This window comes from Microbacterium sp. SORGH_AS_0454, assembly GCF_031453395.1.
GTDB lineage: Bacteria > Actinomycetota > Actinomycetes > Actinomycetales > Microbacteriaceae > Microbacterium.
This window is the reverse complement of sequence record NZ_JAVIYS010000001.1, coordinates 2,385,128-2,410,431: the sequence shown is the minus strand read 5'-3', so window position 1 is coordinate 2,410,431 and position 25,304 is coordinate 2,385,128. Positions and strand designations below refer to the sequence as shown.

21 protein-coding genes are annotated in these 25,304 nt (G+C 68.7%); 2 read left to right on the top strand and 19 right to left on the bottom strand.

The window, feature by feature from the left end:
- Position 1: 1 nt before the first annotated feature.
- The 5 genes from dapC to QE454_RS11390 are packed head-to-tail and all read right to left on the bottom strand — an operon-like array spanning position 2 to position 2,953.
- On the bottom strand, positions 2-1,105 hold the full coding sequence (gene dapC / locus QE454_RS11410; RefSeq protein WP_307455344.1) for a succinyldiaminopimelate transaminase: 1,104 nt from the start codon (positions 1,103-1,105) through the stop codon (positions 2-4).
- 3 nt (positions 1,106-1,108) lie between these two features.
- Complete coding sequence (fdxA, locus tag QE454_RS11405; protein ID WP_013586172.1) at positions 1,109-1,429, bottom strand: ferredoxin; 321 nt, start codon at positions 1,427-1,429, stop codon at positions 1,109-1,111.
- Positions 1,430-1,482: 53 nt separating this feature from the next.
- The gene (locus tag QE454_RS11400; protein ID WP_307455347.1) at positions 1,483-1,881 is read right to left on the bottom strand and encodes a histidinol dehydrogenase; all 399 of its coding nucleotides are present in this window, start codon (positions 1,879-1,881) and stop codon (positions 1,483-1,485) included.
- 44 nt (positions 1,882-1,925) lie between these two features.
- Positions 1,926-2,240: an AzlD domain-containing protein gene (locus tag QE454_RS11395; RefSeq protein WP_210074358.1), complete on the bottom strand. Its 315-nt coding sequence runs from the start codon at positions 2,238-2,240 to the stop codon at positions 1,926-1,928.
- Positions 2,237-2,953, bottom strand: a complete 717-nt coding sequence (locus QE454_RS11390; protein ID WP_210075323.1) for an AzlC family ABC transporter permease — start codon at positions 2,951-2,953, stop codon at positions 2,237-2,239. Before QE454_RS11390 ends, QE454_RS11395 begins: the two co-directional genes overlap by 4 nt.
- A 65-nt stretch (positions 2,954-3,018) precedes the next feature.
- On the opposite strand from QE454_RS11390, the gene QE454_RS11385 reads away from it, so the two are divergent.
- Positions 3,019-3,570, top strand: coding sequence for a helix-turn-helix domain-containing protein (locus QE454_RS11385; RefSeq protein ID WP_307455351.1), 552 nt, complete (start codon positions 3,019-3,021; stop codon positions 3,568-3,570).
- Between the two features lie 402 nt (positions 3,571-3,972).
- Here QE454_RS11385 and typA read toward each other — a convergent pair whose 3' ends face one another.
- From typA to QE454_RS11335, 10 genes are all read right to left on the bottom strand, one after another.
- Positions 3,973-5,886 (bottom strand): translational GTPase TypA, encoded by a 1,914-nt coding sequence (typA, locus tag QE454_RS11380; protein ID WP_210074354.1) that lies wholly within the window; start codon positions 5,884-5,886, stop codon positions 3,973-3,975.
- Between the two features lie 156 nt (positions 5,887-6,042).
- A complete protein-coding gene (locus tag QE454_RS11375) occupies positions 6,043-7,722 on the bottom strand; it encodes an ABC transporter family substrate-binding protein (RefSeq protein WP_307455355.1) in 1,680 nt (559 codons plus the stop codon).
- A 4-nt stretch (positions 7,723-7,726) separates the two neighbouring features.
- Positions 7,727-9,895, bottom strand: coding sequence for an ABC transporter ATP-binding protein (locus tag QE454_RS11370; protein WP_309668793.1), 2,169 nt, complete (start codon positions 9,893-9,895; stop codon positions 7,727-7,729).
- Positions 9,896-9,911: 16 nt separating this feature from the next.
- Positions 9,912-10,835: an ABC transporter permease gene (locus QE454_RS11365; RefSeq protein WP_307317445.1), complete on the bottom strand. Its 924-nt coding sequence runs from the start codon at positions 10,833-10,835 to the stop codon at positions 9,912-9,914.
- Between the two features lies 1 nt (position 10,836).
- Positions 10,837-11,817, bottom strand: a complete 981-nt coding sequence (locus tag QE454_RS11360) for an ABC transporter permease (RefSeq protein WP_307455358.1) — start codon at positions 11,815-11,817, stop codon at positions 10,837-10,839.
- 221 nt (positions 11,818-12,038) lie between these two features.
- On the bottom strand, positions 12,039-12,587 hold the full coding sequence (locus tag QE454_RS11355; RefSeq protein WP_309668644.1) for a PH domain-containing protein: 549 nt from the start codon (positions 12,585-12,587) through the stop codon (positions 12,039-12,041).
- Between the two features lie 38 nt (positions 12,588-12,625).
- Positions 12,626-14,290, bottom strand: a complete 1,665-nt coding sequence (locus tag QE454_RS11350) for an ABC transporter ATP-binding protein (RefSeq protein ID WP_307317450.1) — start codon at positions 14,288-14,290, stop codon at positions 12,626-12,628.
- Positions 14,287-15,234: an ABC transporter permease gene (locus QE454_RS11345; RefSeq protein ID WP_210074345.1), complete on the bottom strand. Its 948-nt coding sequence runs from the start codon at positions 15,232-15,234 to the stop codon at positions 14,287-14,289. The genes QE454_RS11350 and QE454_RS11345 overlap by 4 nt, the downstream gene beginning before the upstream one ends.
- On the bottom strand, positions 15,224-16,153 hold the full coding sequence (locus tag QE454_RS11340) for an ABC transporter permease (protein ID WP_103210912.1): 930 nt from the start codon (positions 16,151-16,153) through the stop codon (positions 15,224-15,226). The genes QE454_RS11345 and QE454_RS11340 overlap by 11 nt, the downstream gene beginning before the upstream one ends.
- A gap of 163 nt (positions 16,154-16,316) precedes the next feature.
- Positions 16,317-17,936, bottom strand: coding sequence for an ABC transporter substrate-binding protein (locus tag QE454_RS11335; RefSeq protein WP_210074343.1), 1,620 nt, complete (start codon positions 17,934-17,936; stop codon positions 16,317-16,319).
- 164 nt (positions 17,937-18,100) lie between these two features.
- Here QE454_RS11335 and QE454_RS11330 point away from each other — a divergent pair, with 164 nt between their 5' ends.
- The gene (locus QE454_RS11330; RefSeq protein ID WP_267786893.1) at positions 18,101-18,955 is read left to right on the top strand and encodes a CPBP family intramembrane glutamic endopeptidase; all 855 of its coding nucleotides are present in this window, start codon (positions 18,101-18,103) and stop codon (positions 18,953-18,955) included.
- Between the two features lie 3 nt (positions 18,956-18,958).
- Here QE454_RS11330 and QE454_RS11325 read toward each other — a convergent pair whose 3' ends face one another.
- From QE454_RS11325 to gcvT, 4 genes are all read right to left on the bottom strand, one after another.
- Positions 18,959-20,701, bottom strand: coding sequence for an ABC transporter substrate-binding protein (locus QE454_RS11325; RefSeq protein WP_309668641.1), 1,743 nt, complete (start codon positions 20,699-20,701; stop codon positions 18,959-18,961).
- 148 nt (positions 20,702-20,849) lie between these two features.
- A complete protein-coding gene (gene gcvP / locus QE454_RS11320) occupies positions 20,850-23,729 on the bottom strand; it encodes an aminomethyl-transferring glycine dehydrogenase (RefSeq protein ID WP_309668640.1) in 2,880 nt (959 codons plus the stop codon).
- Positions 23,726-24,100, bottom strand: a complete 375-nt coding sequence (gene gcvH / locus QE454_RS11315) for a glycine cleavage system protein GcvH (RefSeq protein WP_210074337.1) — start codon at positions 24,098-24,100, stop codon at positions 23,726-23,728. Before gcvH ends, gcvP begins: the two co-directional genes overlap by 4 nt.
- Complete coding sequence (gcvT, locus tag QE454_RS11310; RefSeq protein WP_307455366.1) at positions 24,097-25,230, bottom strand: glycine cleavage system aminomethyltransferase GcvT; 1,134 nt, start codon at positions 25,228-25,230, stop codon at positions 24,097-24,099. Before gcvT ends, gcvH begins: the two co-directional genes overlap by 4 nt.
- Positions 25,231-25,304 lie beyond the last annotated feature (74 nt).

Below are 25,304 nucleotides of genomic sequence, written 5' to 3'. Positions count from 1 at the left end.
ATCAGGGCGTCAAGCGCTCGGCCGCGGCGGCGATGCGCTCGTCTGTCGCCGTCAGCGAGAAGCGCACGTGGTTCGGGAAGTGCGCGCCGTAGAAGTGCCCGGGACCGACCAGGATGCCGAGGTCGGCGAGTCGGTCCACGCTCTCCCAGGCGTCGCGCCCCTCGGTCGCCCACAGGTACAGGCCGCCCTCGCTGCGGTCGATGGTGAAGCCGGCGGCCTCGACGGCGGGCTTGAGGACGGCCCGACGGCGAGCGTAGCGTTCGCGCTGCTCGGACACGTGCGCATCGTCGCCGAGAGCGACGGTCATCGCGCGCTGCACGGGCGCGGGCGGCATGAGACCGAGGTGCTTCCGCCCGTTCAGCAGACGCGCCACGAGAGCGGCGTCACCGGCCAGGAACGCCGCACGATACCCGGCGAGATTCGACTGTTTGCTCAGCGAGTAGACCGAGAGCACATCCGTGAGATCGCCGTCGACGACGGCCGGATCGAGAACGCTCGGGACGGGCTGCGCGTCCCACGGGGCATCCCAGCCGAGCTCGGCGTAGCACTCGTCGGAGGCCAGGACGGCACCGATCTCGCGCGCCCGGGTCACGGCATCCCGAAGCTCGTCCGTCGACAGGACGCGGCCGTCGGGGTTGCCCGGCGAGTTGATCCAGACCAGACGCGTGTGGGCGGGCCACTCGGAGGGATCGTCGGATGCCACGGGCTCGGCGCCGACGAGACGCGCGCCGACCTCGTAGGTGGGGTAGGCCGCTCGGGGGTGCACGACGGCATCGCCCGGACCGAGGCCCAGAAGCAGCGGCAGCAGGGCCACGAGCTCTTTCGAGCCCACGGTCGGCAGGACGTTCGCCGCGCTCAGCCCCGGAACGCCGCGACGGCGCTCGTACCAGTCGGCGATCGCCTCACGCAGCGCCGGAGTGCCCGCCGTGGCCGGGTAGGCGTGCGCATCGGTCGCGTCGGCCAGGGCCTCGGCGATCACGACGGGGGTCGGATCGACGGGCGAGCCGATCGACAGATCCACGATGCCGTCGGGGTGTCGCCGCGCGCGCTCCGCATAGGGGGCGACGGCGTCCCACGGGTAGTCGGCGAGGTCGGCGACGCCCACGGCTCAGTGGCTCTGCGGGGGCAGCGCGGTGATGACGGGGTGGTCCTTGGCGATCACGCCGACCTTGGCCGCTCCACCGGGCGATCCGATGTCATCGAAGAACTCGACGTTGGCCTTGTAGTAGTCGGACCACTCTTCGGGGAGGTCGTCCTCGTAGTAGATGGCTTCGACGGGGCAGACCGGCTCGCACGCACCGCAGTCGACGCACTCGTCGGGGTGGATGTAGAGCGATCGTTCACCCTCGTAGATGCAGTCGACGGGACACTCATCGATGCAGGCGCGGTCTTTGACATCGACACACGGGAGGGCGATCACGTAAGTCACCCGCCCAGTCTAATCGCGCCGAGGCGATCGCCTCCGCCGACGGGCCCTCGGGCCTAAGATTCGACCGGACGCGCGGGGGTCTGGAGCTTGGAGAAGTCGGGCCACAACGCCACGAGCACCATCAGGGAGGGGCCGACGACCGTCCACACCAGCGGAATCCATTCCGTGCCCGCCGTGGGCGCCGCCACGATCGCGGAGCCGCCCGGGCCCACCTGCGAGAAGAGATAGGTCGCGGCGGTGATGCCGAGCCCGCCGGCGAGGGCGTTGACGCGGTCGCCGGTGAGGGTACGCAAGGCGATGAGCAGCGCGGCGCTGCCGATCGTCGCGAGGATCAGACCGACCGGCACCGGGCCGACGAGGAAGGCCTGGCCGACGGTACCGGCGGCTCCGTAGAAGGCTCCGACGAGCAGGGCAACCACCCAGCCGACGACGCGAAGAATCGTGGAAGTCACCGCCCGAGTCTAGGCGGGACGGCTGTGCGCGCAGCGCGAGCCCCTCACGCCGCCCACCCCCAGAGCCGCAGCAGCGCGGCGGTGACGGCGGCGGCGGCCACCACGACGAGGAACGGCGCACGCGCCCACAGCAGCAGGGCGGCGACACCGACGGCCGGGAGCCGCGCGTCGACGACGACGGCCGCCCCCGCCCCCAGCGTCTGCACCATCACGAGCGCCGCGAGCAGGGCGACGGTGAGGAGGTCCGCGACGCGGGCCGGACGGGGAGAGTCGAGCCAGTGCGCCGGAAGCAGGTACCCGATCGCCTTGAGCGCGACGCAGATGACGGATGCCAGGAGCACCGCGGTCCACAGGGTCATGGCATCCGTTCCTCTTCTGTCGAAGCCTTCGCGGCCCGCGGGTCGAACAGGCCCACCGCGACGGCGACTCCGGCCGCAGCGATCACCGGGATGCCCGGCATGAGCCAGGGGGTGAGCAGCGCCGCGACGACCGCCGCTCCCGCCGCGACGGCCAGGGGCTGTCGTCCGCGCAGGCGCGGCCAGAGCAGGGCGAGGAACGCGGCCGCCGCGGCGGCGTCGAGACCGTAGGAGCGCGGGTCGCCGAGCACGTCGCCGAGAAGCGCTCCCAGCAGGGTCGAGAGGTTCCACCCGACCCAGATCGCGATCCCCGTCACCCAGAAGCCGGCCTGGCGTGCGCGGGGTACATCCTGGGCGAGGCCGACGGCCACCGACTCGTCGATCGTGAAGTGGGTCGCCGACAGCTTGCGCCAGAACCCACCCGCGACGACCGGAGCCATGCGCATCGCGTACGCCGCGTTGCGAACGCCCAGCAGAGCCGAGGAGGCGATGGCCGCGGGGGCGGCGGCAGGTCCCCCGGCGGCGACGACGCCGACGAAGGCGAACTGCGATCCCCCCGTGAACATCAGCAGGCTCAACACGCAGGTCTGCCAGATGTCGAGACCGGATGCCACGGACAGGGCCCCGAACGAGATGCCGTAGGCACTCGTGGCGAGGGCGACCGCGAGCCCTTGCCGGGTCGCCATCCCCTCGGGTGTTCGGTAGAACGAACGCATGAGCATCATCGTGAACGATAGTGACGTGTTCGTCAAATCGAACGATCGGCGGCGATAATGAACACATGAGCGATCTGAGCAACCGCATCGCCGCGAGCCTGCGACGCGAGCGGGAGAGACGCGATCTCAGCGTGTCCGAGCTGGCGCGGCGCGCCGGAGTCGCCAAAGCGACCGTGTCACAGCTCGTGAACGGCGGCGGGAACCCGAGTGTCGAAACGCTCTGGGCCCTGGCCTCCGCTCTCGGGATCACCTTCGCCGACCTCGTCGATGAGGGCGCGCACTCCCCCACCCTGATCCGCGCCGGAGAAGCGGGAACCGCCGTGGCGTCCTCGGCATCGGAGTACGTCGCCGTGCTGCTGTCGGCGAGTCCGCCGCACGCGCGTCGCGACATCTACCTGCTCTCCGCCGAGCCCGGACAGCCCCGCCGTTCCGACCCTCACCCCCGGGGGACGGTCGAGCACCTCGTCATGGTGTCGGGTCGCGGCCTCGTCGGCCCCGCCGATGCCCCCTACGAGCTCTCCCCCGGCGACTACCTCTCGTATGCCGGCGACTCCCCGCACGTCTTCGAAGCGTTGTCGCCGGGCATGAGCGCCGTGTGCGTCGTCGAGTCGCGCTGAGGACCATCGCCCGGGGCCCGGGTCACGGCATCCCGGGTCGAGTGACCAGGACACGCCGGGTGGCACCCCGGCGCGGCGTGTTCTTGACACTCGAGGTCGCCCGGCACCCGCGGCGCACTCGAGCGTCCGGGGACGCCCGGCGCGTCCGCCTTCCGGTCGCGAACCGGCGGCAGCGCCGTCAACCGGTTTACGCATAAACGCTTCCGGCGCGCAGAAACAGGAGCAGAGCGCGTTTCTGCGCGCGGATCGCGTTTATGCGTACAGCGGCAGCCGGTTGACTGCCCGAAACAGCCCGACGGATCCCAGACCCGTCGGAGCTTCCCGGACACTCAAGGGGCCGGAAAAAGCCGAACGGCCCCGCTCAGCACGTGGCTGGGCGGGGCCGTTCGCGAGCGGGATCGCTCAGGCGTTGGCATCCTGACGCTTCAGGCGCGAGGCGGTGCGGCCGCGCTCGGTCGCGTCGAGCACGACCTTGCGGATGCGCACCTTCTCGGGCGTGACCTCGACGCATTCGTCGTCGCGCGCGAACTCGAGCGACTCCTCCAGCGTCAGCAGGCGCGGGGGCGTCATCGACTCGAAGGAGTCGGAGGTCGACGAACGCATGTTCGTCAGCTTCTTCTCCTTGGTGATGTTGACGTCCATGTCGTCGGCGCGGGAGTTCTCGCCGATGACCATGCCCTCGTAGACCTCTTCGGTGGGCTGCACGAAGAAGCTCATGCGCTCCTGCAGAGCGATCATCGCGAAGGGGGTCACGACACCCATGCGGTCGGCCACGATCGAGCCGTTCTGACGGGTGGTGATCGAACCCGCCCAGTCGTCGTAGCCGTGCGAGATGGCGTTGGCGATACCGGTACCGCGGGTGATCGTGAGGAACTCGCTGCGGAAGCCGATGAGACCGCGCGAGGGGACGACGAACTCCATGCGCACCCAGCCGGTGCCGTGGTTGGTCATGTTGTCCATGCGGCCCTTACGGGCAGCCATGAGCTGCGTGATCGCGCCGAGGTGCTCTTCGGGGGCATCGATGGTCAGGTGCTCGAAGGGCTCCTTGAGCTTGCCGTCTTCACCGCGCTTGGTGACCACCTGCGGCTTGCCGACCGTGAGCTCGAAGCCCTCGCGGCGCATGTTCTCGACGAGGATGGCCAGCGCGAGCTCGCCGCGGCCCTGAACCTCCCACGCGTCGGGGCGTCCGATGTCGACGACCTTGAGCGAGACGTTACCGATGAGCTCGCGGTCGAGGCGGTCCTTGACCATGCGCGCGGTGAGCTTGTGGCCCTTGACCTTGCCCATGAGGGGCGAGGTGTTGGTGCCGATGGTCATCGAGATGGCCGGGTCGTCGACGGTGATCGCCTTGAGCGGGCGGACGTCTTCGGGGTCGGCGATGGTCTCGCCGATGGTGATGTCGGGGAATCCGGCGATGGCGACGATGTCGCCGGGGCCGGCGTCTTCGGCGGGGTAGCGCTCGAGGGCGCGGGTCTTGAGCAGCTCGGTGACACGAGCATTGCTGGTGGTGCCGTCGGCGCGCACCCAGGCCACGGTCTGCCCCTTCTTCAGCGTGCCGTTGAAGACGCGCAGCAGCGCGAGGCGGCCGAGGAATGGCGAGGAGTCGAGGTTGGTGACCCAGGCCTGCAGGGGCGCCTCGTCGTCGAAGGCCGGAGCCGGGACGTGCTCGAGGATCGCGGCGAACAGGGGCTCGAGGTCGTCGTTGTCGGGCAGCGACCCGTTGTCGGGGCGGTTGAGCGAAGCGGCGCCCGCGCGGCCGGAGGCGTACACGACCGGCACGTCGAGCAGGGCGTCGACATCGAGGTCGGGCACGTCGTCGACGAGATCGGACGCGAGGCCGAGCAGGAGGTCGTGCGCCTCTTCTTCGACCTCGGCGATGCGCGCGTCGGGGCGATCGGTCTTGTTGACCAGCAGGATCACGGGGAGCTTCGCCTCGAGAGCCTTGCGCAGCACGAAGCGCGTCTGGGGCAGCGGGCCCTCGGACGCATCGACGAGCAGCACGACGCCGTCGACCATGGACAGACCGCGCTCGACCTCGCCGCCGAAGTCGGCGTGACCGGGGGTGTCGATGACGTTGATCGTCACCGGCACGTCCGAGTGGATGCCGTTGTACGTGATCGCCGTGTTCTTGGCGAGGATCGTGATGCCCTTTTCGCGCTCGAGATCGTTCGAGTCCATCGCGCGCTCTTCGACGTGCGCGTGGTCGCCGAACGAGCCGGTCTGGCGGAGCATGGCGTCGACGAGGGTCGTCTTGCCGTGGTCGACGTGCGCGACGATCGCGACGTTACGGAGGTCAGGACGAAGGGCGTGCGCCATGGAGGGTCTCCAGGAAAATTCGGGGTGATGCCCGGAATCGGGCCTGCCTAGTCTACCGGGCGCCCACGACACTCCCGGGCAGGAGACGTTCAGGAAGCGCGGCGGCGTGAAAAAGGGGCGGGATCCCGCGGGATCCCGCCCCTCTCGGTCAACGGATCACGAGTTGGCGAAGCCCACGATGGTCCAGTCGATGGTCTCGAACTGGGTCGCGCCCCAGTTCACGAGGCCCTGCTTGACGGCGTAGACGTTCGGCAGCGGCGCGATCGGGATGATCGGCACGGACTCCCAGAGCACCTTGTCGATCTCCTGCGCGGTCTGCAGGCGCGCGTCGGGGTCGAGCTCCGAGTTGGCCTTGGCCCACAGCGCGTCCAGACGCGGGTCGGCGATACCGGTGTAGTTCTGCGCCGAGTCGACGGGCGTGAACAGCGAGCGGCTCGACGAGATCGGGTAGGCGGTGCCCTGCCACGAGAACGTCACCATCTCGAAGTCACCCTTGATGACGTAGTCCGAGAAGTAGCTGCCGACGGGAACCGAGACGAGCTCGACGGGGATGCCGACCTCGGCGAGGTCCGCCTGGATCTGCTCGGCACGCTGGATGTTCGTCGTGGTGTCGGCGGGGACCGTCACCGTGAACGAGAGCGCCGTGCCGTCCTTCGTCCAGGAGTCGCCGTCCTTCGTGTAGCCGGCGTCCTCGAGGTACTTCGTGCCCGCGTCGACGTCGTAGGGCAGGGACTCGTCGGTGTAGCCGTCCTGGCCGGGCATGAAGATGTAGCTGCCCTGCGTGATGGCGGGGACGCCGACCGGCGAGTTCGCGTTGTTCGCGATCTGTCCGCGGTTGACGATGGATGCCACGGCCTTGCGGACGTTGACGTCGGCGAGCGGTCCGCTCGAAGCGCGCATCGTGATGTGCGTCCAGGTCAGACCGTTCGAGGCCTGGATCTCGGCACCCGGGACGTTCTGGGCCGTCTGGTAGAGGTCGGCGTTCGAGCTGATGTTCAACGCATCGATCTCACCGTTGCTGAACGAGGTGCCCTGCTGGCTCTGGCTCACGGCGCGGAAGACGACCGAGTCGAGCTTGGGCTTGTCGCCCCACCAGTTGGGGTTCGGCTCGAGGGTGGCGACACCGGCCGTCGAGTCGAAGCTCGCGAGCTTGAAGGGGCCCGAGGACGGAAGCGCCTTGGTGAGGTAGCCGGTGTTGAAGGTGTTCGGGTCGTTGGCGACGCTCGCGGGGAGGACCTGACCGAACAGGCTCTGCCAGTCGGCGAAGACCGACGAGAAGGTGATGACGACGTCGAACTGGTCGGTGCCCTGCTCGACCGAGGAGATCTGGTCCCACCCGGTGGTCGAGATGACGACGTACTCAGGGTTGCTTCCGTTGTTCGCCTTCCAGGTGGCCTGGTAGTCGGCCACGGTGATCGGCGTGCCGTCTTCCCACTTGGCATCCGGGTTGAGCTTGATCTCGACCTTCTGGGGGTCGGTGCTGGTCAGCTCGACGGACGAGGCGTAGTTCTGGTCGACGACGGGCTTGCCGTCCTCGCCGATGCGAATGGGTCCGCCCTGCATCGCCGCGACGATGTTGTTCGTGTTGACCTCGTTGCCGTCGATCTGGAAGTTGTTCCAGTTCACGGGCATGGAGTCGACCGCGAGAGTCAGCGTGCCGCCGTCCTTGACGTCGGAGGCGTCGGCGCGCACCCACGCGGTCGACGGCAGCGAGTTCTGGTCTTCGGGGTTGGCCGACGGCGCTGCGGTGTTACCCGGCGCACACCCGGCGATCGCCAGGGCGGCGGCACTCAGCAGCGCGAGAGCGCTGAGAGCCTTCGCTTTACGCATTCTCATGTGATCAATCCTCTCGTTGGTGATCGGGGAGGGCCCCCGGCGACATGGTGCCGTCGGTCGGGGACGTTCGGGGAGAACCGACCGACACCGTCTCGAGGACGAGGTCGGACCGTTCGGCGTAGTGACACGCCACCTGGGAGTGCGCCTGAGGACGCAAGCCCGGGTCGTCGTTGTCGCACCGGCGCCGGTCGGCGTCGGGCAGCAGGCGGTAGAGCGGGCACCGCGTGCGGAAACGGCATCCGGAGATCTCCTGCGTGGGGCTCGGCAGATCGCCGTCGAGCAGGATGCGCGTGCGGGCCCGCTCGATGCGCGGATCGGGAATGGGAGCCGCCGAGATGAGGGCCTTCGTGTACGGATGCCGTGGGTCGTCGAACACCTCGTCGACGGGTCCCTGCTCGACGATGCGTCCGAGGTACATGACCGAGACGTCGTCCGCGATCTGACGGACGACGGCGAGGTCGTGCGCGACGAACAGGAACGAGAGCCCGAGTCGCTCCTTCAGGTCTTCGAGCAGGTTGATGACACCGGCCTGGATCGACACGTCGAGCGCCGAGACCGGTTCGTCGAGGACGACGACCGCGGGGTCGGTCGCCAGAGCCCGGGCGATGCCGATGCGCTGGCGCTGTCCACCCGAGAATTCGTGCGGGTAGCGGTCGGACATGTTCGGATCGAGACCGACCAGATCGAGCAGCTCGCGCATCTTGCGGTCGCGCTCGGACCGGGGTACGCCCTGCACCAGCAACGGCTCTGTGATGACCTCGCCGACCGGCAGGCGCGGATCGATGGCGCCCATCGGGTCCTGGAAGACGATCTGGATGCCCTTGCGCAGCACGGCTTTGTCCTTGCGACCGACCGTGGCGACATCGGTGCCGTTGATGCGGATGCTGCCGCTTTGCGGCGCGACCATCTCCATGATCTCGAGGATCGTCGTGGTCTTGCCGCAGCCCGACTCCCCCACCAAGCCCATCGTGCGGCCCGGCTGGATCGAGAACGAGATCCCGTCCACGGCGCGCACCGTGCCGACGCGGCGCGGGAAGACCGAACCCTTCATGAGCGGGAAGTGCTTCACGAGGTCGGTGACCTCGACGGCGGGGGTCACGTCGGGGCGCAGCGGCGGGATCTCACCGAGCGCCTCGGGCCGGGGGAAGATGTCGGGCCGCGACAGGGCGCCCGAGGCGATCTCGCCGGAACGGATGCAGGCGGCGACGTGGTCGGGAACCGTTCCGTGCACCTCGAGCGCGGGCTCGACGTCGTGACACGCGTCGATCGCGATCGGGCAGCGTGCCGCGAACGGGCAGCCCTTCGGCAATGCCGCAAGGGACGGCGGGCGTCCCTCGAGCGGCACGAGCCGCTGAGAACCCGCGGTCTGCATGTTCGGCACCGAGCGCAGAAGCCCCACCGTGTACGGCATGTGCGGGTCGTGGAAGATCTCGTCGACCGTGCCGCGCTCGACGAGCTTGCCGGCGTACATCACGGCGACGCGGTCCGCGTGCCCTGCGACCACGCCGAGGTCGTGCGTGATCAGCACGACGGCGGCGCCCGTCACCTCACGGGCCTTCTGCAGCACCTCGAGGATCTGCGCCTGGATGGTCACGTCCAAAGCGGTGGTCGGCTCATCCGCGATGATCACGCGCGGGTCGTTCGCGATCGCCATGGCGATCATGGCGCGCTGGCGCATACCGCCCGAGAACTCGTGCGGGTACGCGCGGGCCCGACGCTCGGCATCCGGGATGCCGACGAGCTTGAGCAGCTCGACGCTGCGGGCGTGCGCCGCCGGAGCGCTCAGGGCGCGGTCATGCAGTCGCAGCCCCTCGGAGATCTGGTCGCCCACCGTGTAGACGGGGGTCAGCGCCGACAGCGGATCCTGGAACACCATCGCGAGCTCGGCGCCGCGGATCTTGGAGAGCTGGCCGTCGTTCATGCCGAGGAGCGAGCGCCCGTCGTAGAGGATGTCGCCCTCGACCTTCGCGTTCGAGGGCAGCAGCCCCATCACCGCGAGCGATGACACGCTCTTGCCGGAGCCCGACTCCCCCACGATGCCGAGGAACTCGCCCTCGTGCACGTCGTACGAGATGCCGCGGACCGCTCGGACGGGATCGCCTTCGCGCTGAGGGAAGGTGACGCTGAGGTCGCGGACCGACAGCAGCGGCGAGCGGCCGGTCGAGGACAGCATGGTGGCGGATCGGGTGTCAGTCACGGTTCGCTCCCGAGGTGGGGTCGATGGCGTCGCGCAGGGCGTCGCCGATGAGGCTGATGGCCAGGAGCAGCACGATCAGCACGCCGGCGGGGTACACGAACAGCCACGGGCGGGTCACCGCGGCCGACGTGCCCGACGCCAGCAGCGTGCCGAGCGAGACGTCGGGCGCCTGGACACCGAAGCCGAAGTAGCTGAGCGAGGTCTCGGCCATGATGGCCGAGACGATGCCGAGGGTCGCGTCGATGATGAGCAGCGACGCGATGTTGGGGATGATGTGGCGCCCGAGGATCTGCCGGGTGGGCATGCCCATGTACCGCGCGGCACGCACGAAGTCGCGGTTGCGCAACGACCGGGTCTGGTTGCGCACGACCTGGGCGAGGATCATCCAGCTGAACACCGCGAGGAAGAACGTCAGCGCGAGCCACGACAGGCCGCGCGTCAGCGGGCTCAGCAGCACGAGGATGAAGAACGACGGGATGACGAGCAGCAGGTGGATCAACCACCCGATGACGGCATCGATCTTGCCGCCGAGGTAGCCGGCGAGCGAACCCACGGCCGCCGCGATCAGGGTCGCACCGATGCCGGCGAGGGCGCCGATGATGAGCGACTTCTGCAGGCCGACCAGCGTCTGGGCGTAGATGTCCTGCCCGATGCCGTTGGTGCCGAACCAGTGCAGCTGCGTGGGCCCGAGGCCGACGTTGAGGAAGTCGCGCTGGGTCGCGTCGTAGGGGTAGAGCAGCGGGCCGATGAAGGCCCAGAGCACGATGAAGACGAGAATGCTCGCACCGACCCAGAAGCGGGGCATCTTGCGCAGACGCGCGCGCACCAGGGCGCCGCGCGACAGCGGCTTGCGATCGCGGGTGACGGGGCTCGTGGCGACGAGCGTGCCGTCGAGGGCTTCTTCCTGCATGGTCATGTCAGCTCCTCACTCTCGGGTCGAGTGCGGCGTAGAGCACCTCGGACAGGGTCGATGACAGCAGGACCAGCACGGCGACGAACAGGGTCGACCCCGCCACGGCGTTGATGTCCTGCTGGGTGACGGCGTTGAGCTGGAACTGCCCCATGCCTCGCCACGAGAAGACGATCTCGAGCATGGTCGAACCGGCGATGAGGGTGCCGAAGCTGTAGGCGAAGAACGTCGACATCGGGATGAGCGCGATGCGCACGCCGTGACGGAAGAGCGCCTGCGTACGCGGCAGTCCCTTCGCGCGGGCCGTGCGGATGTAATCGGCGCCGAGGACGTCGAGCATCATGCTGCGCTGGTAGCGCGAGTACGACGCCGCGCTGATGAGCACCAGAGCGAGGGTGGGCAGCAGCAGGTGCACCGCGCGGTCGGCGATCATCGGCCAGAACCCCTCGACGCCCGCGGTGTACTCCCCCGTGAAGCGGATGAGCTGCGTGCCCGCGGCGTTGTTCAGGTTGGTCGCCCCGATCATCAGCAGCACGCCGATGACGAAGGTCGGCGTCGCGAAGACCAGGTAGGAGGCGTAGGTCGTCACCTGGTCGGTGGCGCGGTACTGGCGCACCGCCCCCCACACGCCGATGAGCACACCGACCACCGCGCCGATCAGCGACCCGATCAACAGCAGGCGCAGGCTCGTGCCGGCGCGCGTCGCGATCTCGGTCATGACGTCCTGACCGCCGATGGTGTTGCCGAGCGAGAACCTCGTGAACAGGTTCACGAGCCAGTTCCACAGGCGCACAAGGATCGGAACGTCGGGATTGGCGCCGAGAGCGTTGAGGCTCGCGATGATGGACTCCTCCGGCGGCCGCGGGTTCATGCCGTAGAAGCGATCCTGGGGCCGCAGCAGGGCGCTGCCGAGCACGTACGCGAGGCACGTCGCCAGCAGGCTCAGGACGGCGTAGTTCACGAACCGTCGCAGAACGTACAGCGTCATGAGGTGCGCGAGCCCGTCCGGAGCACATCGGGGGTCAGCATCATGGGTGGTCCTCTCGCCTTCGAGATCCCCGCCTATTCGTTTGCCTGGCTAAGGATCTTCAGCGACCCTACGTCGGCTTCCCATGAAACGAGTGCCGGGGGAACACACTTTTCACGACCGTAACAAAGCTCTTACATGGCGCTTTGCCACTGCGGTGTCCGTCGAGCGCAGCATCGCGCTCAGCCGAGACCGCCTGAGATGAACAAAGCGATGATAACCCAGCAGACCAGAACCAGCAGGGAAATGACCGAGGGAATGTCCCACGAGCGGCGCACGATGCCGCTCTCCGACGCCGTGCGGCGCGCGCTCTCCCAGGCCTCCTGAATGAGCTGCAGGTCCCGGATCGCGGGAGGTTCGCGTCTCCCCCGGGAGTCGTCGCGTCGAAGCGCCGGACGACCGGGTCGACCGGCGACGGGGCCTCCGAAGGCCTTCACGACGCGTGGTTCGTCCGTGCGCACTTCGAGCTGCCAGCGCATGTCGATGTCGGCCACGCGCGCCCACGCGATGTCGACGACGCGCAGCGGATTGTGGATGCGGATGCCCTCGGCATCGATACGCACGTGAGGGGCGTACAGCAGGGCGTAGACGGCCCACAGCGCCAACAGCACCCACGGCGTCAGCAGGAGCATCTCGCCGACGCCGGCGCGGAGCGCGGCATCCCCCAGGAGGACGACCGTGAGCACCGCGCCGACGATCAGGCCGACGATCGACGACGGGGCGCGGAACACCCGTGGGTGCTCCGCGCCCCGGAAGCGCTCATCGCGCGTCACGCGCCGCCCAGCGAGAGGGAGGCGCCGGGGATGGCGTCGAGCAGGCGCTGCGTGTACTCCTGCGACGGCTGGGCGAAGATCTCGTCGACCGTGCCCTGCTCCACGAGCTTGCCGCGCTCCATGACGCACACCAGGTCGGCGGCGACGCGGACGACGGCGAGGTCGTGCGTGATGAACAGGTACGTCAGCCCCAGCTCGGACTGCAGCTCCGCCAGCAACTGGAGGATCTGCGCCTGCACCAGCACGTCGAGCGCCGAGACCGCCTCGTCGAGCACGAGGATGTCGGGCTTGAGAGCGAGCGCTCGCGCGATGGCGACGCGCTGGCGCTGTCCGCCGGACAGCTCGTTCGGATAACGGGATGCCAGCTCCTGCGGCAGAGCGACCTGCTCGAGCAGCTCCTCCACGCGGGCGCGGCGCGAGGCACCGTCACCCACCTTGTGGATGTTGAGCGGCTCGGCGATGAGGTTGCCGATGCTGCGCAGCGGGTCGAGGGAGCCGTAGGGGTCCTGGAAGACCGGCTGCATGCGGCGGCGGAGGTTGAAGGTGTCCTTCGCGCTCAGCTTGCCGGTGTTGACGCCGTCGACCTCGATCGAGCCCGAGGTGGGCTCCTCGAGCTTGAGCACCATCTTCGCGATCGTCGACTTACCCGAACCCGACTCGCCGACCAGGGCGAGCGTCTTGCCGCGCGGGATCTCGAACGAGACCCCGTCGACGGCGCGGAACTGCTCGCTGCGGAACCCGCCCTGGCGGATCTTGTACTCCTTGACGAGGTCGGTGACCTTGACCGTCGCGGGAGCGTCGATGTCGGACTCGCGCAGGATGCCGCGATCCTCGACCGTCGCCTGGATGCGCTGCGACGCGATGCTGGGGGCGGCCGCCACCAGTCGCTGCGTGTACGGGTGCTGCGGGTTCTCGAGGATCTCGCGGCTCGGACCCGACTCGACGATCTCGCCCTGGTTCATCACGACAATCGTGTCGGCGCGCTCGGCGGCGAGCCCCAGGTCGTGCGTGATGAGCAGCACCGAGGTGCCCCGCTCACGGGTCAGGGATGCCATGTGATCGAGGATCACGCGCTGCACGGTGACGTCGAGAGCCGAGGTCGGCTCGTCGGCGATGAGCAGCTTCGGGTCGGCCGCGAGGCCGATGCCGATGAGCGCGCGCTGGCGCATACCGCCCGAGAACTGGTGCGGGTACTGGTGCAGTCGGCGCTCGGCGTCTGCCAGACCGGCCTGCTTCAGCACCTCGATCGCGCGCTGCTCGACCTCTTTGCGCCCGGTGGCGATGCCGTTCGCACGGATCGCTTCCTTGACCTGGAAGCCGATGCTCCACACCGGGTTGAGGTTCGACATCGGGTCCTGCGGGACGTATCCGATGTCCTTGCCGCGCACGGACTCGAACTGCGTCTGGCTGAGGTCGGTCAGCTCGCGTCCGTCGAGGGTGATACTGCCGCCGGTGACGTGACCGGTGCCGGGAAGCAGTCCGATGACCGCCGAGGCCGTGGTCGACTTGCCCGAGCCCGACTCGCCCACGATCGCGACGGTCTGACCGGGGTAGACGTCGAGGCTCACTCCGTGAAGGACCTCGCGCGTGCCGCCTTCTCCCTCGAACGCGACCTTCAGGTCGCGCACGGACAGCAGCGGCGTCATGGTGGCGTCGCTCATCGGCGGGCCCTCGCTCTCGGGTCGATGGCGTCTCGGATGAGCTCGCCCAGCAGGATGAAGGCCAGCACCGTGACGGTCAGGGCGACGGACGGCCAGATCAGCGCCTGTGGCGCGATACGCAGCGACTGCTGCGCCTGGCTGATGTCGTTACCCCACGACATGGTGTCGCCGCCCAGGCCGACGCCGAGGAACGACAGCGTGGCCTCCGCGACGATGGCCGCGGCGAGGCTGATCGTGGTGACCACGAGCAACGGGGCGATGGCGTTCGGGATGACGTGGGTCAGGAGCGTCTTGAAACGCGTCTGCCCCAGCGCCTGCGACGCGGCGACGTAGTCGGCCTGACGCACGCGCAGCACCTCGGCACGCACGACGCGCGCCGTCGACGCCCACGCGAACCCGCCGATCGCGAACGCCAGGGTGAACACGTTGCGGTACTGCGAGAACACGCTCATCACGACGATGGCCGCGAGGATGTAGGGGATCGAGAAGAAGATGTCGCCGACGCGCGAGATGACCGCGTCGAGCCATCCTCCGTAGAAGCCGGACAGCGCGCCCATGATGAGGCCGATGATCGTGCCGATCGCGGTTGCGAGCAGACCGACCGACAGCGACGTGCGGGCACCCCAGACGATGCGCGAGAAGGTGTCGCAGCCCTGGAAGGTGAAGCCCAGGATGTGACCCGATGTGGGACCGGCGTTGCTGTTCGACAGCTGGCAGTCGTTGTTGGGCGGCACCTGGGTGAAGAGGGTCGGCCACACGGCCATGAGGATGACGACGGCCATGACGGCCAGAGCGATCCAGAACGTGGGGCGACGACGGAGGTCGCGCCACGCGTCGAGCCACAGGTTGCTCTTGCGGGCGGCGACGCGAACGGCGTCGACCGAGATGGTCTCGGTCTTGATCGGCGCGACGTAGTGCGGCGCCGGGAACTGACTACTTGACATAGCGGATCCTCGGGTCCAGGAGGCCGTACAGGAGGTCGACGACGAGGTTGACCAGCACGTAGATGATGACGAAGACGGTCACGAACGAGACGACCGTGGGTCCCTCGCCGCGGATGGTGGCCTGATACAGCGTGTTACCGACACCGGGGATGTTGAAGATGCCCTCGGTGACGGTGGCGCCGACGAGGAGCACACCGAAGTTCGTCGCGGAGTTCGTGATGACCGGGATGAGCGAGTTGCGCAGCACGTGCACGGGGATGACGCGGCGACGCGACAGGCCCTTGCTGTACGCGGTGCGCACCCAGTCCTGGTTCAGGGTGTCGATGACCGAGCCGCGCATCAGGCGCATGCTCGTGGCGAAGAGGCTGAAGCCCAACACGATGGCCGGCAACCACAGATCGCCCCAGTTGTTCTGGGCACCCACCGTGGGTTTGAACCAGCCGAGCTGGATCGCCAGGAAGTACTGGGCGAGGAAGCACGCCACGAAGATCGGCAGGGCGACGAACAACAGGGCGACGATGAGCGCCACGTTGTCGAACAGCTTGCCCTTGCGGATCGCCGAGATGGTGCCGACCACGACGGCCAGGACGAGCTCGATGGCCAGGGCCATCACCGCGAGGCGACCGGTCACGGGGAGCGTGCGCGCAAGCACCTCGTTGACGGACTGTCCCGAGAAGGTGGTGCCGAGATCGCCGCGGAAGATCCCGCCGATGTACAGGAAGTACTGGACGATGAAGGGCTGGTCGAGGTGGTACTGCGCGCGCAGGGCTTCGACGACCTGGGGCGCGGGGGTCTTGTCGCCGAAGAGGCCGAGGATCGGGTCCCCCGGCATGGCGAAGACCATGAAGTAGATCAGCAGGGTGGCCCCGAAGAACACGGGGAGGACCTGCAGCAGACGTCTGAGGATGTAGCCGAGCATCCGCTCTCTTTTCGAACGTGGGAAACGCCTCATCCGACGTTTTTAGGGGGCGTGGGCCACGAAAGGGCCCGTGCCGTTTTATCACACGTCGTGATGAGGCCTGGCTGGCAGACCGCGAGGCGGTGACGAATCCGTCACCGCCTCGCGGGTGAGATCGGAAGGGTTACTTCGTGATCTCGTAGTACAGCGGAACCGAGTTCCACCCGAACTGGACGTTGTTGACGCCCTCGGCGTAGCCGCCGGTGACGTTGGAGTACCAGAGCGGGATGGCCGGGAGGTCCTTCAGCAGGATCTCCTGGGCCTTCGCGAAGTCGGCGTTCTGTGCCTCGAGGTCGGTCTCGGCGATGCCGGCCGTGATCTGCGCGTCGAACTCGGGGTTCGAGTAGTCACCGTCGTTCGACGAGGCGCCCGTGGCGTACAGCGGTGCGAGGAAGTTGTACGCACCGGGGTAGTCGGCCTGCCAGCCCGAACGGAAGGTGGTCTCGATGCTGCGGTTGGTGACCGCCGAGCGCAGTTCCTTGAACGTCGGGTAGGGCGCACCCGAGGAGTCGATGCCGAGGGTGTTCTTCAGCGAGTTCGTCACCGCGTCGACCCAGGACTGGTGTCCGCCGTCGGCGTTGTAGGCGATCTGGAGCGAGCCGGTCCAGGGCGAGATGGCGTCGGCCTGGGCCCACAGCTGCTTCGCCTTGTCCGCGTCGAACTTCAGCACGTCGGCGCCCGACAGCGAGTCCGACCAGCCCGCGATGACCGGCGAGGTGAAGTCGCTGGCCGGGGTGCGCGAGCCCTGGAAGATCGTCTTGGTGATCTCGTCGCGGTTGATGGCCATCGAGATGGCCTGGCGACGGAGCTTGCCCTCTTCGCCGCTGAAGTGCGCGAGACGCTCGGGGATCGTGAATGACTGGAAGATCGCCGCCGGCTGGTTGACCGCGCGGTCGCCCAGGTCGGACTGGAACGTGGCCAGCGACGACGAGGGAACGCCGTCGATCACGTCGACGTTGCCACCGAGCAGGTCGGCGTACGCGGCATCCTGGGTGGCGTAGAAGATGATCGACAGACCACCGTTCTCGACCGTGCGACCGCCCTGGTAGTCGTCGTTCTTGACGAGGTCGATCTGCACGTTGTGCTGCCAGGCACCCTCGCCCTTGAGCTTGTAGGGGCCGTTGCCGATCGGGTTCTCACCGAAAGCGGCCATGTCGTTGAACGCGACGTCGGGCAGCGGGAAGAACGCCGAGTAGCCCAGGCGCAGCGCGAAGTCGGCGGCCGGCTTCGACAGTGCGATCGTGAAGGTGTAGTCGTCGACCTTCTGCAGACCCGTGAGCTCGGAGTCAGCGTCGTAGCTGAAGCCCACGATGTCCTCGAAGAACGAGCTGCTGACCTGGTTGTTCGACAGCTGAGCGCCGTAGTTCCACGCCTTGATGAAGTTGTCGGCCTTGACCTCGGTGCCGTCCGTGAACTTCTGGCCCTTCTTCAGGGTCACCGTGAGGTTCTGGGGGTCGTTGGTGACGATGGACTCCGCCATGTCGTTGACCGGGGCGCCGGTTCCGTCGTAGTAGACCAGACCCGCGAAGATCGAGTCGAGGATCTTTCCTCCACCGACCTCGTTGGTGTTGGTGGGGATCAGCGGGTTCTGCGGCTCGGAGCCGTTCGTCCGAATGATCGCCGTGGCGTCGCCGCCCGATGACGAGCCGCCGCCGTTGTCTCCGCCGCCCGAGCAGCCGGCGAGCATAAGCCCGACAGCTCCCAGCAGGGCGAGGCCGGAGAGGGCAATCTTGTTGCGCTTCACAGTTCCTCCAGGGAAGGGATGATCGTCGCCCATGCAGGGCTTTCGCGCAGCACAAGGCGCGTGAAAGATCCGTCGGGCAGGATGAGAACACACTAGGCACGTTTACCCAGGTGCCCCAAACTCCTCTGAAAAACGTTACACAGCATTTACTCGAGAGGCTCTCCATGGAGCAATCTGACAAGCCGGGCCGGTCACGCGGTGCCGCGGACTGGACGTATCCTCCGGCCATCGAGCGCACGGACTCCTACCGACGACGCCGGCTCGGGTGGGAGATCGCCATCGTGCTGCTCGTCAGCGTCGGTCAGTCCGCGATCTACTCGGTCGTCTCCTTCGTGCGTGCGGCGACGCGCGCTCCGATCTCGCAGCAGCAGACGCAGCTGAATCCCTCGCGCAGTGCCGAGCCGCTGTGGGACGCGATCTATCAGTTCCTCGACATCTTCTTCTCACTGGCTCTGGTGGCCCTGGCCGTCTACCTGCTGTGGGAGCCGGCGAACAACGCGCTGCGCCGGATCGGCCTCGATTTCCGCCGTTTCGGCGGTGACACCGCCCGAGGGATCCTGCTTGTGATCTTGATCGGCGCCCCGGGAATCGGCGTGTACGCCATCGGCCGCGCACTCGGCCAGAGCATCGCGGTGATCCCCGCTCCCCTGGACTCGTCGTGGTGGGTCATCGCGCTGCTCATCCTTGCGGCGTTGCGCGCCGGTCTCACCGAAGAGGTCATCTTCCTGGGGTTCCTCTTCGACCGCCTGCGACGTCTCGGCTGGTCGTGGACGTGGATCATCGCGTCGACGGCCCTGCTGCGCGGCAGTTACCACCTGTACCAAGGATGGCCCTCGGCGCTCGGCAACGTGGTCATGGGACTGGTCTTCGGCTGGTGCTACAAGCGGTGGGGGCGCGTGATGCCTCTCGTCATCGCGCACACGATCATCGACATCGTCGCCTTCGTGGGATACCCCCTCGCGGCAGCGTGGTGGCCCGGGATCTTCGCGCCCACCCCCGCGCCGTCTCCGAGCTCCTGAGAATCAGGACTGAGGCGGCGACCACGTCCAGAACGCCGGTGGCAGCCCGTTGGGCTCGGAGGTGTAGGTCACTCCCCCGACACCCGCGGCGTTGACCACGGCGCCCGTCCGCTCGAGCAGCGGCACTCCCGCGTAGGCGGCGAACAGCGAGCGGTCGATGAGCTTCGCCTCCGCCAGCACGTCGACGGGATCGGTGTGCGTGGTGAGGTCGTCGAAGAGCTCCTCGGTGTCGCCTCCGTCGATGCCCTCGGCGATGCGGTCGCGTGCCGAGCGGTAGAGGCTCTCATCCTCGCCGACCCAGGTGAGGGTGGCATCCGGGACCTCCGTCGCCGTCGCCGCGCGGACGGCGATCCCAGCCTTGGCGGCCATCGACACGAGGCGGGGGAAGACCAGCGCCGCCGTCGCGTCGGTGGTGTCGTAGGCGACGCGGAGCACGGCCGCTCGGTCGCCGAGGGCGGAGCGGGCGGCGTTCACGTCGGCCCCGGTCCCGGGTGCCCCGTTCCCCGACACGAGGTCGTTGTAGAGCTGGCCGGTCGCCGGCGAGGAGAGGAAGGACTGCAGGGGCTGCGCGTCGGGGCGGACATCACCGAGGACGTCCTGGACGAGGGACGAACGGTCGAGCGACAGAGTCGTCGCCTGCCGGAGGTCGGAAGCCGTCGTCGTGGCGAACCGCAGTTGCAGCGTCTCGGACGTGGGCCCCACCTGCACGTTGAGTCCCGCGTCGGTCAGGGTCTTGCGTTCGGCGACGTCGAGATCGCCGACGTTGGCCACATCCACCGTGCCCGCTTCGAGCGCCGACAACTGCGCTGCCCGATCCGGGAAGAACCGGACGGTGAGGCCTTCGAGGCCCGGGAAATGCGCGCCCTGGTAGCTGTCGCGTCGAGCGAGCTGCAGGGTGTCGGCCGTGATCTCGGAGACGGTCCACGGGCCCGAGGACACGACACCGGCGGGATCGGGGGTGGTCCCCGGTGCGACGTCGAAACCGGTGTTCCACGCCTGCGCGGCGGCGGCCAGCACGGGGTTCGGCGCAACCGGCGCCTTCGGGTCGCCCTCGGGCACGGTGAGGATGGCGGTGAGCAGATCCTTCACGCTCACACCCGCTCGCTGCGCGACGACGTGCACGGGCCGGTCGAGCAGCCACTGCCTGTTCCAGTCGGCGAAAGGCTGGTCGTACGTGAGTATGAGCGTGTCGTTCGCCCGATCGAGGCGGGGCCGCGTCGTCCGAGCGTTCGGGTCGGCCGGCAGAGCGGTGTCGAAGTAGCGCGTGCCCGAGACCAGCTGCCCGTTGGCGTCGTAGGTGGCGTCGTCGAAGAAGTGCGAGGTGACGGCCCACCCGAACAGCAGGTCGTCGAGGGTCACCGGGGTGCCGTCCGACCAGACCCGGTCGGAGAACAGCTCGTAGCTGACGGTGAGCGGGTCACCGTCGACGCGGGTGATGCGTCCGAGCCCGTTGTTCGGCACGACCTGCAGGTTGCCGTCGAGGGATCCCAGCTTCTCGTCGAGAAGGGCCGACACCGCCCGATTGGCAGCGGTGTCGCCGGTGGCGCTGGCGGCGTTGAAGCTGGTGAGGGAGCCGACGACGCCGACCGTCAGGCTCGTGCGCTGTTCCTTCGCCGGCTCAGGCGCCGGGTCGGCGGCCGAGCAACCGGCCAGCGCGAGGCCTGCGGCGACGAGGAGGGCGATCACCCGTCCCGGGCCGCCACGGCGTTGATTCGGTCGAGGAACGTCGTTCAGCCCGTGGTGCACAGGGGCACTTTACTAAACGCCTCCTGAGGATCTCCCCGGTCTGCTGCGCGTCCCCCTAGAACGACGAAACGGCATCCCGTTCAGCCCCCACCGCGAGGTGCGGAAGGAGCGTTGGGGGGATGCCGTCTCGTCGAGGGACGGGCAGGGGTCAGGCGAACGCCTCCGGCGGCGGGCACGAGCAGACGAGGTTGCGGTCGCCGTAGGCCTGGTCGATGCGGCGCACGGGAGGCCAGTACTTGCCGCGGATGAGCGAACGCACCGGGTACACCGCGGTCTCGCGCGAGTACGGGTGCGCCCACTCCCCCACGACCACGGTCTCCGCGGTGTGCGGGGCGTTCACGAGGGGGTTGTCGTCGGCGGGCCACTCCCCCGCGGCCACCGCAAGGGCCTCGTGCTTGATCGCGATCATGGCATCCACGAATCGGTCCAGCTCGGCGAGGTCTTCGCTCTCGGTCGGCTCGACCATCAGGGTGCCGGCGACCGGGAACGACATCGTGGGTGCGTGGAAGCCGTAGTCGATGAGGCGCTTGGCGACGTCGTCGACGGTGACACCGGTCTGCTCCTTGAGGGGACGCAGGTCGAGGATGCACTCGTGCGCGACGAGGCCGCCCTCACCCGCGTAGAGCACCGGGTAGTGCTCGCGCAGGCGCGCGGCGATGTAGTTCGCCGAGAGCACCGCCGCGGCTGTGGCCTGGCGGAGTCCTTCTGCGCCCATCATGCGGACGTACGCCCACGAGATGGGCAGAATGCCCGCCGAGCCGTGCGGGGCAGCCGAAACCGGACCGCCGTCGAACGTGCCGCCGGCGTGGTCGGCGCGCTGCGAGAACGGGTGAGAGGGCAGATAGGGCGCGAGGTGAGCCTTCGCCGCCACCGGTCCCACGCCAGGGCCGCCCCCGCCGTGAGGGATGGCGAACGTCTTGTGCAGGTTCAGGTGCGAGACGTCGCCGCCCAGGTCGCCGAAGCGGGCGAAACCGAGCAGCGCGTTGAGGTTGGCGCCGTCGACGTACACCTGTCCGCCGGCATCGTGCACGGCCTGCGTGATCTCGAGCACATCGTGCTCGTACACCCCGTGGGTCGAGGGGTACGTGATCATCAGGGCTGACAGCTCGGCCGCGTGCTGCGCGATCTTGGCCCGCAGGTCGCCGAGGTCGACGTTGCCGGCCTCGTCGCACGCGACGACGACGACCTTCATGCCCGCGAGGATCGCGGAAGCGGCGTTGGTGCCGTGCGCCGACGACGGGATGAGGCACACCGTGCGCTCGGTGTCGCCGTTCGCGAGGTGGTACCCGCGGATCGCGAGGAGCCCGGCGAGCTCGCCCTGCGACCCGGCGTTCGGCTGCAGCGACACCGCGTCGTAGCCGGTCACCTCGGCCAGCCAGCGCTCGAGCTGGTCGATCATCTCGAGGTAGCCGTGCACGTCGGCCTCGGGCGCGAAGGGGTGCACGCGCGAGAACTCCGGCCACGACACCGCCGCCATCTCGGTGGCCGCGTTCAGCTTCATCGTGCACGAGCCCAACGGGATCATGCCGCGATCGAGCGCGTAGTCGCGATCGGCGAGGGTCTTGAGGTACCGCATCATCGCCGTCTCGCTGCGGTGAGCGTGGAAGACGGGGTGCGTGAGGAACTCGTCGTCGCGGTGCAGGGCGTCGTCGATCCCCCGCAGCGCCACCCCATCGGGCAGCTCGCCGCCGGCGAGACCGAAAGCGTCCAGAACGACCGAGATATCGGCATCCGTCGTCGTCTCGTCCACCGAGACGCCCACGGTCGCGTCGTCGACCCACAGCAGCTGATAACCGCGCTCGCGGGCGCGGTCGACGACGTCCTGCGCGCGCCCGGGAACGTGCACGCGCACCGTGTCGAAGAACGCGTCGCTCACGAGCGTCAGGTCATGAGAGCGGAGTGCGGATGCCAGGGCGTCGGCCTTGCGCGCGACCTGCGTCGCGATCGCGCGGAGCCCGTCGGGACCGTGGTACACCGCGTACATCGCCGCCATCACGGCCAGCAGCACCTGAGCGGTGCAGATGTTCGACGTCGCCTTCTCGCGGCGGATGTGCTGCTCGCGCGTCTGCAGCGACAGGCGGTAGGCGGGGGCGCCGACGGCATCCTGCGACACTCCGACCAGGCGACCCGGCAGCTGACGCTCGAGACCCGCGCGCACGGCCATGTAGCCCGCGTGCGGTCCGCCGAATCCGAGCGGGACGCCGAAGCGCTGGGTCGTGCCCACCGCGACGTCGGCGCCGAGCGAGCCGGGCGAACGCAGCAGGGTCAGGGCGAGCAGGTCGGCGGCGGCCACGACGAGACCGCCGGTGGCGTGCACGGCCTCGGCGACGGTGGAGAAGTCCCAGATGCGACCGGTCGCGCCGGGGTACTGCACGAACGCGCCGAACGCCTCCGGCAGGTCGCCCTCGAACGAGGTCTCGACGATGCGAACACCGACGGCTGCGGCGCGATGATGCAGCAGCGCCCTGGTCTGCGGCAGAGCATCGACATCGACGAGGAACACGTCTGTCTTCGCCTTCGAGGCGCGGCGGGCGACGAGCATGCCCTCGACGACGGCGGTGGACTCATCCAGCATCGAGGCGTTCGCCGTGGCGAGACCCGTCAGGTCGGTCACCATCGTCTGGAAGTTGATGAGCGCTTCGAGCCGGCCCTGCGAGATCTCCGGCTGGTACGGCGTGTACGCGGTGTACCAGGACGGATTCTCCAGGACGTTCCGCGCGATCACCGACGGCGTGAAGGTGTCGTAGTAGCCGAGACCGATCATCGGGCGGGCGGAGCGGTTGGCGGATGCCAGCTCCCGCAGCTCTGCCAGGGCCTCGGCCTCGGTGGCCGCGGTGGGGATCGCGCTGGTGGCACGGGCCTGCACGTGGATGGAGGCCGGGACGGCGGTCTCGACGAGCGCCTCGACGCTGTCGTAGCCGACGACCTCGAGCATGTGCGCCTGCGCGTCGGCGCCGATACCGATGTGGCGGTCGGTGAACGCGGCCGGAGTGCCCGCGTCCGTGCGAGGAGGAAGAAGGGTGCTCATGCGGTGAGGTCCTCGTAGGCGGCGCGGTCGAGCAGGTCTGCCGGAAGGTCGCCCTCGACGCGGATCTTGATGAGCCAGCCGCCCGCGAACGGCTCGGCGTTGACGAGCGAGGGGTCGTCGACCACGGCGTCGTTGACCTCGACGACCGTGCCGTTGAGGGGCGCGTAGAGCTCACCGACCGACTTGGTCGACTCGATCTCGCCGCAGACGTCGCCGGCCGAGACGGTCGAATCGGCGCCGGGCAGCTCGACGAAGACGACGTCGCCGAGCTTGTCGGCGGCGAAGTCGGTGATCCCGACGGTGGCGATGTCGCCCTCGAGGGCGATCCACTCGTGCTCGGACGTGTAGCTGAGGGCGGTGAGGTCGGTCATGCGTTTCTCCGATAGAAGGGAAGGGCGGTGACGGTCGCGGGGATGCGGGTTCCGCGCACGTCGATGGTCAGTTCGGTTCCGAGTCCGGATGCCGCGGGGGCGACGAACGCCATCGCGACGGGGTGGCCGAGGGTGGGGCTGAGGGCTCCGCTGGTGATTTCTCCGACGATGTCGTCGCCGAGCAGCACGGTGTAGCCGGCGCGGCCTGCGCGACGGCCTTCCGACACGAGACCCACGAGCACCGGGGCTTCGGCGGGGCCGGACGACAGTCCGTCCTTGCCGACGAACGCCTCCTTGTCGACGGCGACGACGCGCCCGAGACCCGCCTGCGCGGGCACGATGTCGCGCGAAAGCTCGTGGCCGTACAGCGGCATGCCCGCCTCGAGGCGGAGCGTGTCCCGCGCGGCGAGACCGCACGGAACGAGGCCCCGGTCGGAGCCCGCGGCGAGCGCGGCGTCCCACAGGGCGGCCGCGTTCGCGGTGGGGATCATGAGTTCGTAACCGTCTTCGCCCGTGTAGCCGGTGCGGGCCACGAAGAGCGGCACGCCGTCGAAGGTCCCCTCGGTCCAGGCGTAGTAGCCGAGCTCGTCGAGGGCGGTTCCGGTGATCTCCACTCCCGGGGTGGAGCTCAGGATGCCGCGCGCCTCGGGACCCTGGAGGGCGATGAGGGCGTAGTCGTCGGTGACGTCTTCGACGAAGAGGCCGTCGGCCGCCGAGATCCACGTGCGCTGGGCGAGGTCGAAGGCCGAGGCCACGGCATCCCGGTTTCCCGCGTTCGAGATGATGAGGAAGCTCCGCTCCCCCGTGCGGTAGACGATGACGTCGTCGACGATGCCGCCGCTCTCGGCGAGGACCAGGGAGTACTTCGCCTTGCCGATCTTCATGGTCGAGAGACGCCCGGCGAGCACGTAGTCGAGGAACGCGGCGGCCGCCTCCCCGTCGACGCGGAACTCGGCCATGTGCGAGATGTCGAACAGGCCTGCGGCTTCACGCACGGCGCGGTGCTCGGCGAGGTCGGAGGTGTAGCGCACGGGCATGTTCCAACCGCCGAAGTCGGTGAACGAGGCGCCGAGGGCCTCGTGCCGATCGTTCAGCGGCGACGTGCGCGGTGGAGCGGGGGTTTCGGTCATGAGTTCTGCCGTTCGCGATGACGGACAGACGCCGGACGGCGTCTGGAGAACTCCCCCTCTGTCATGGACCTGAG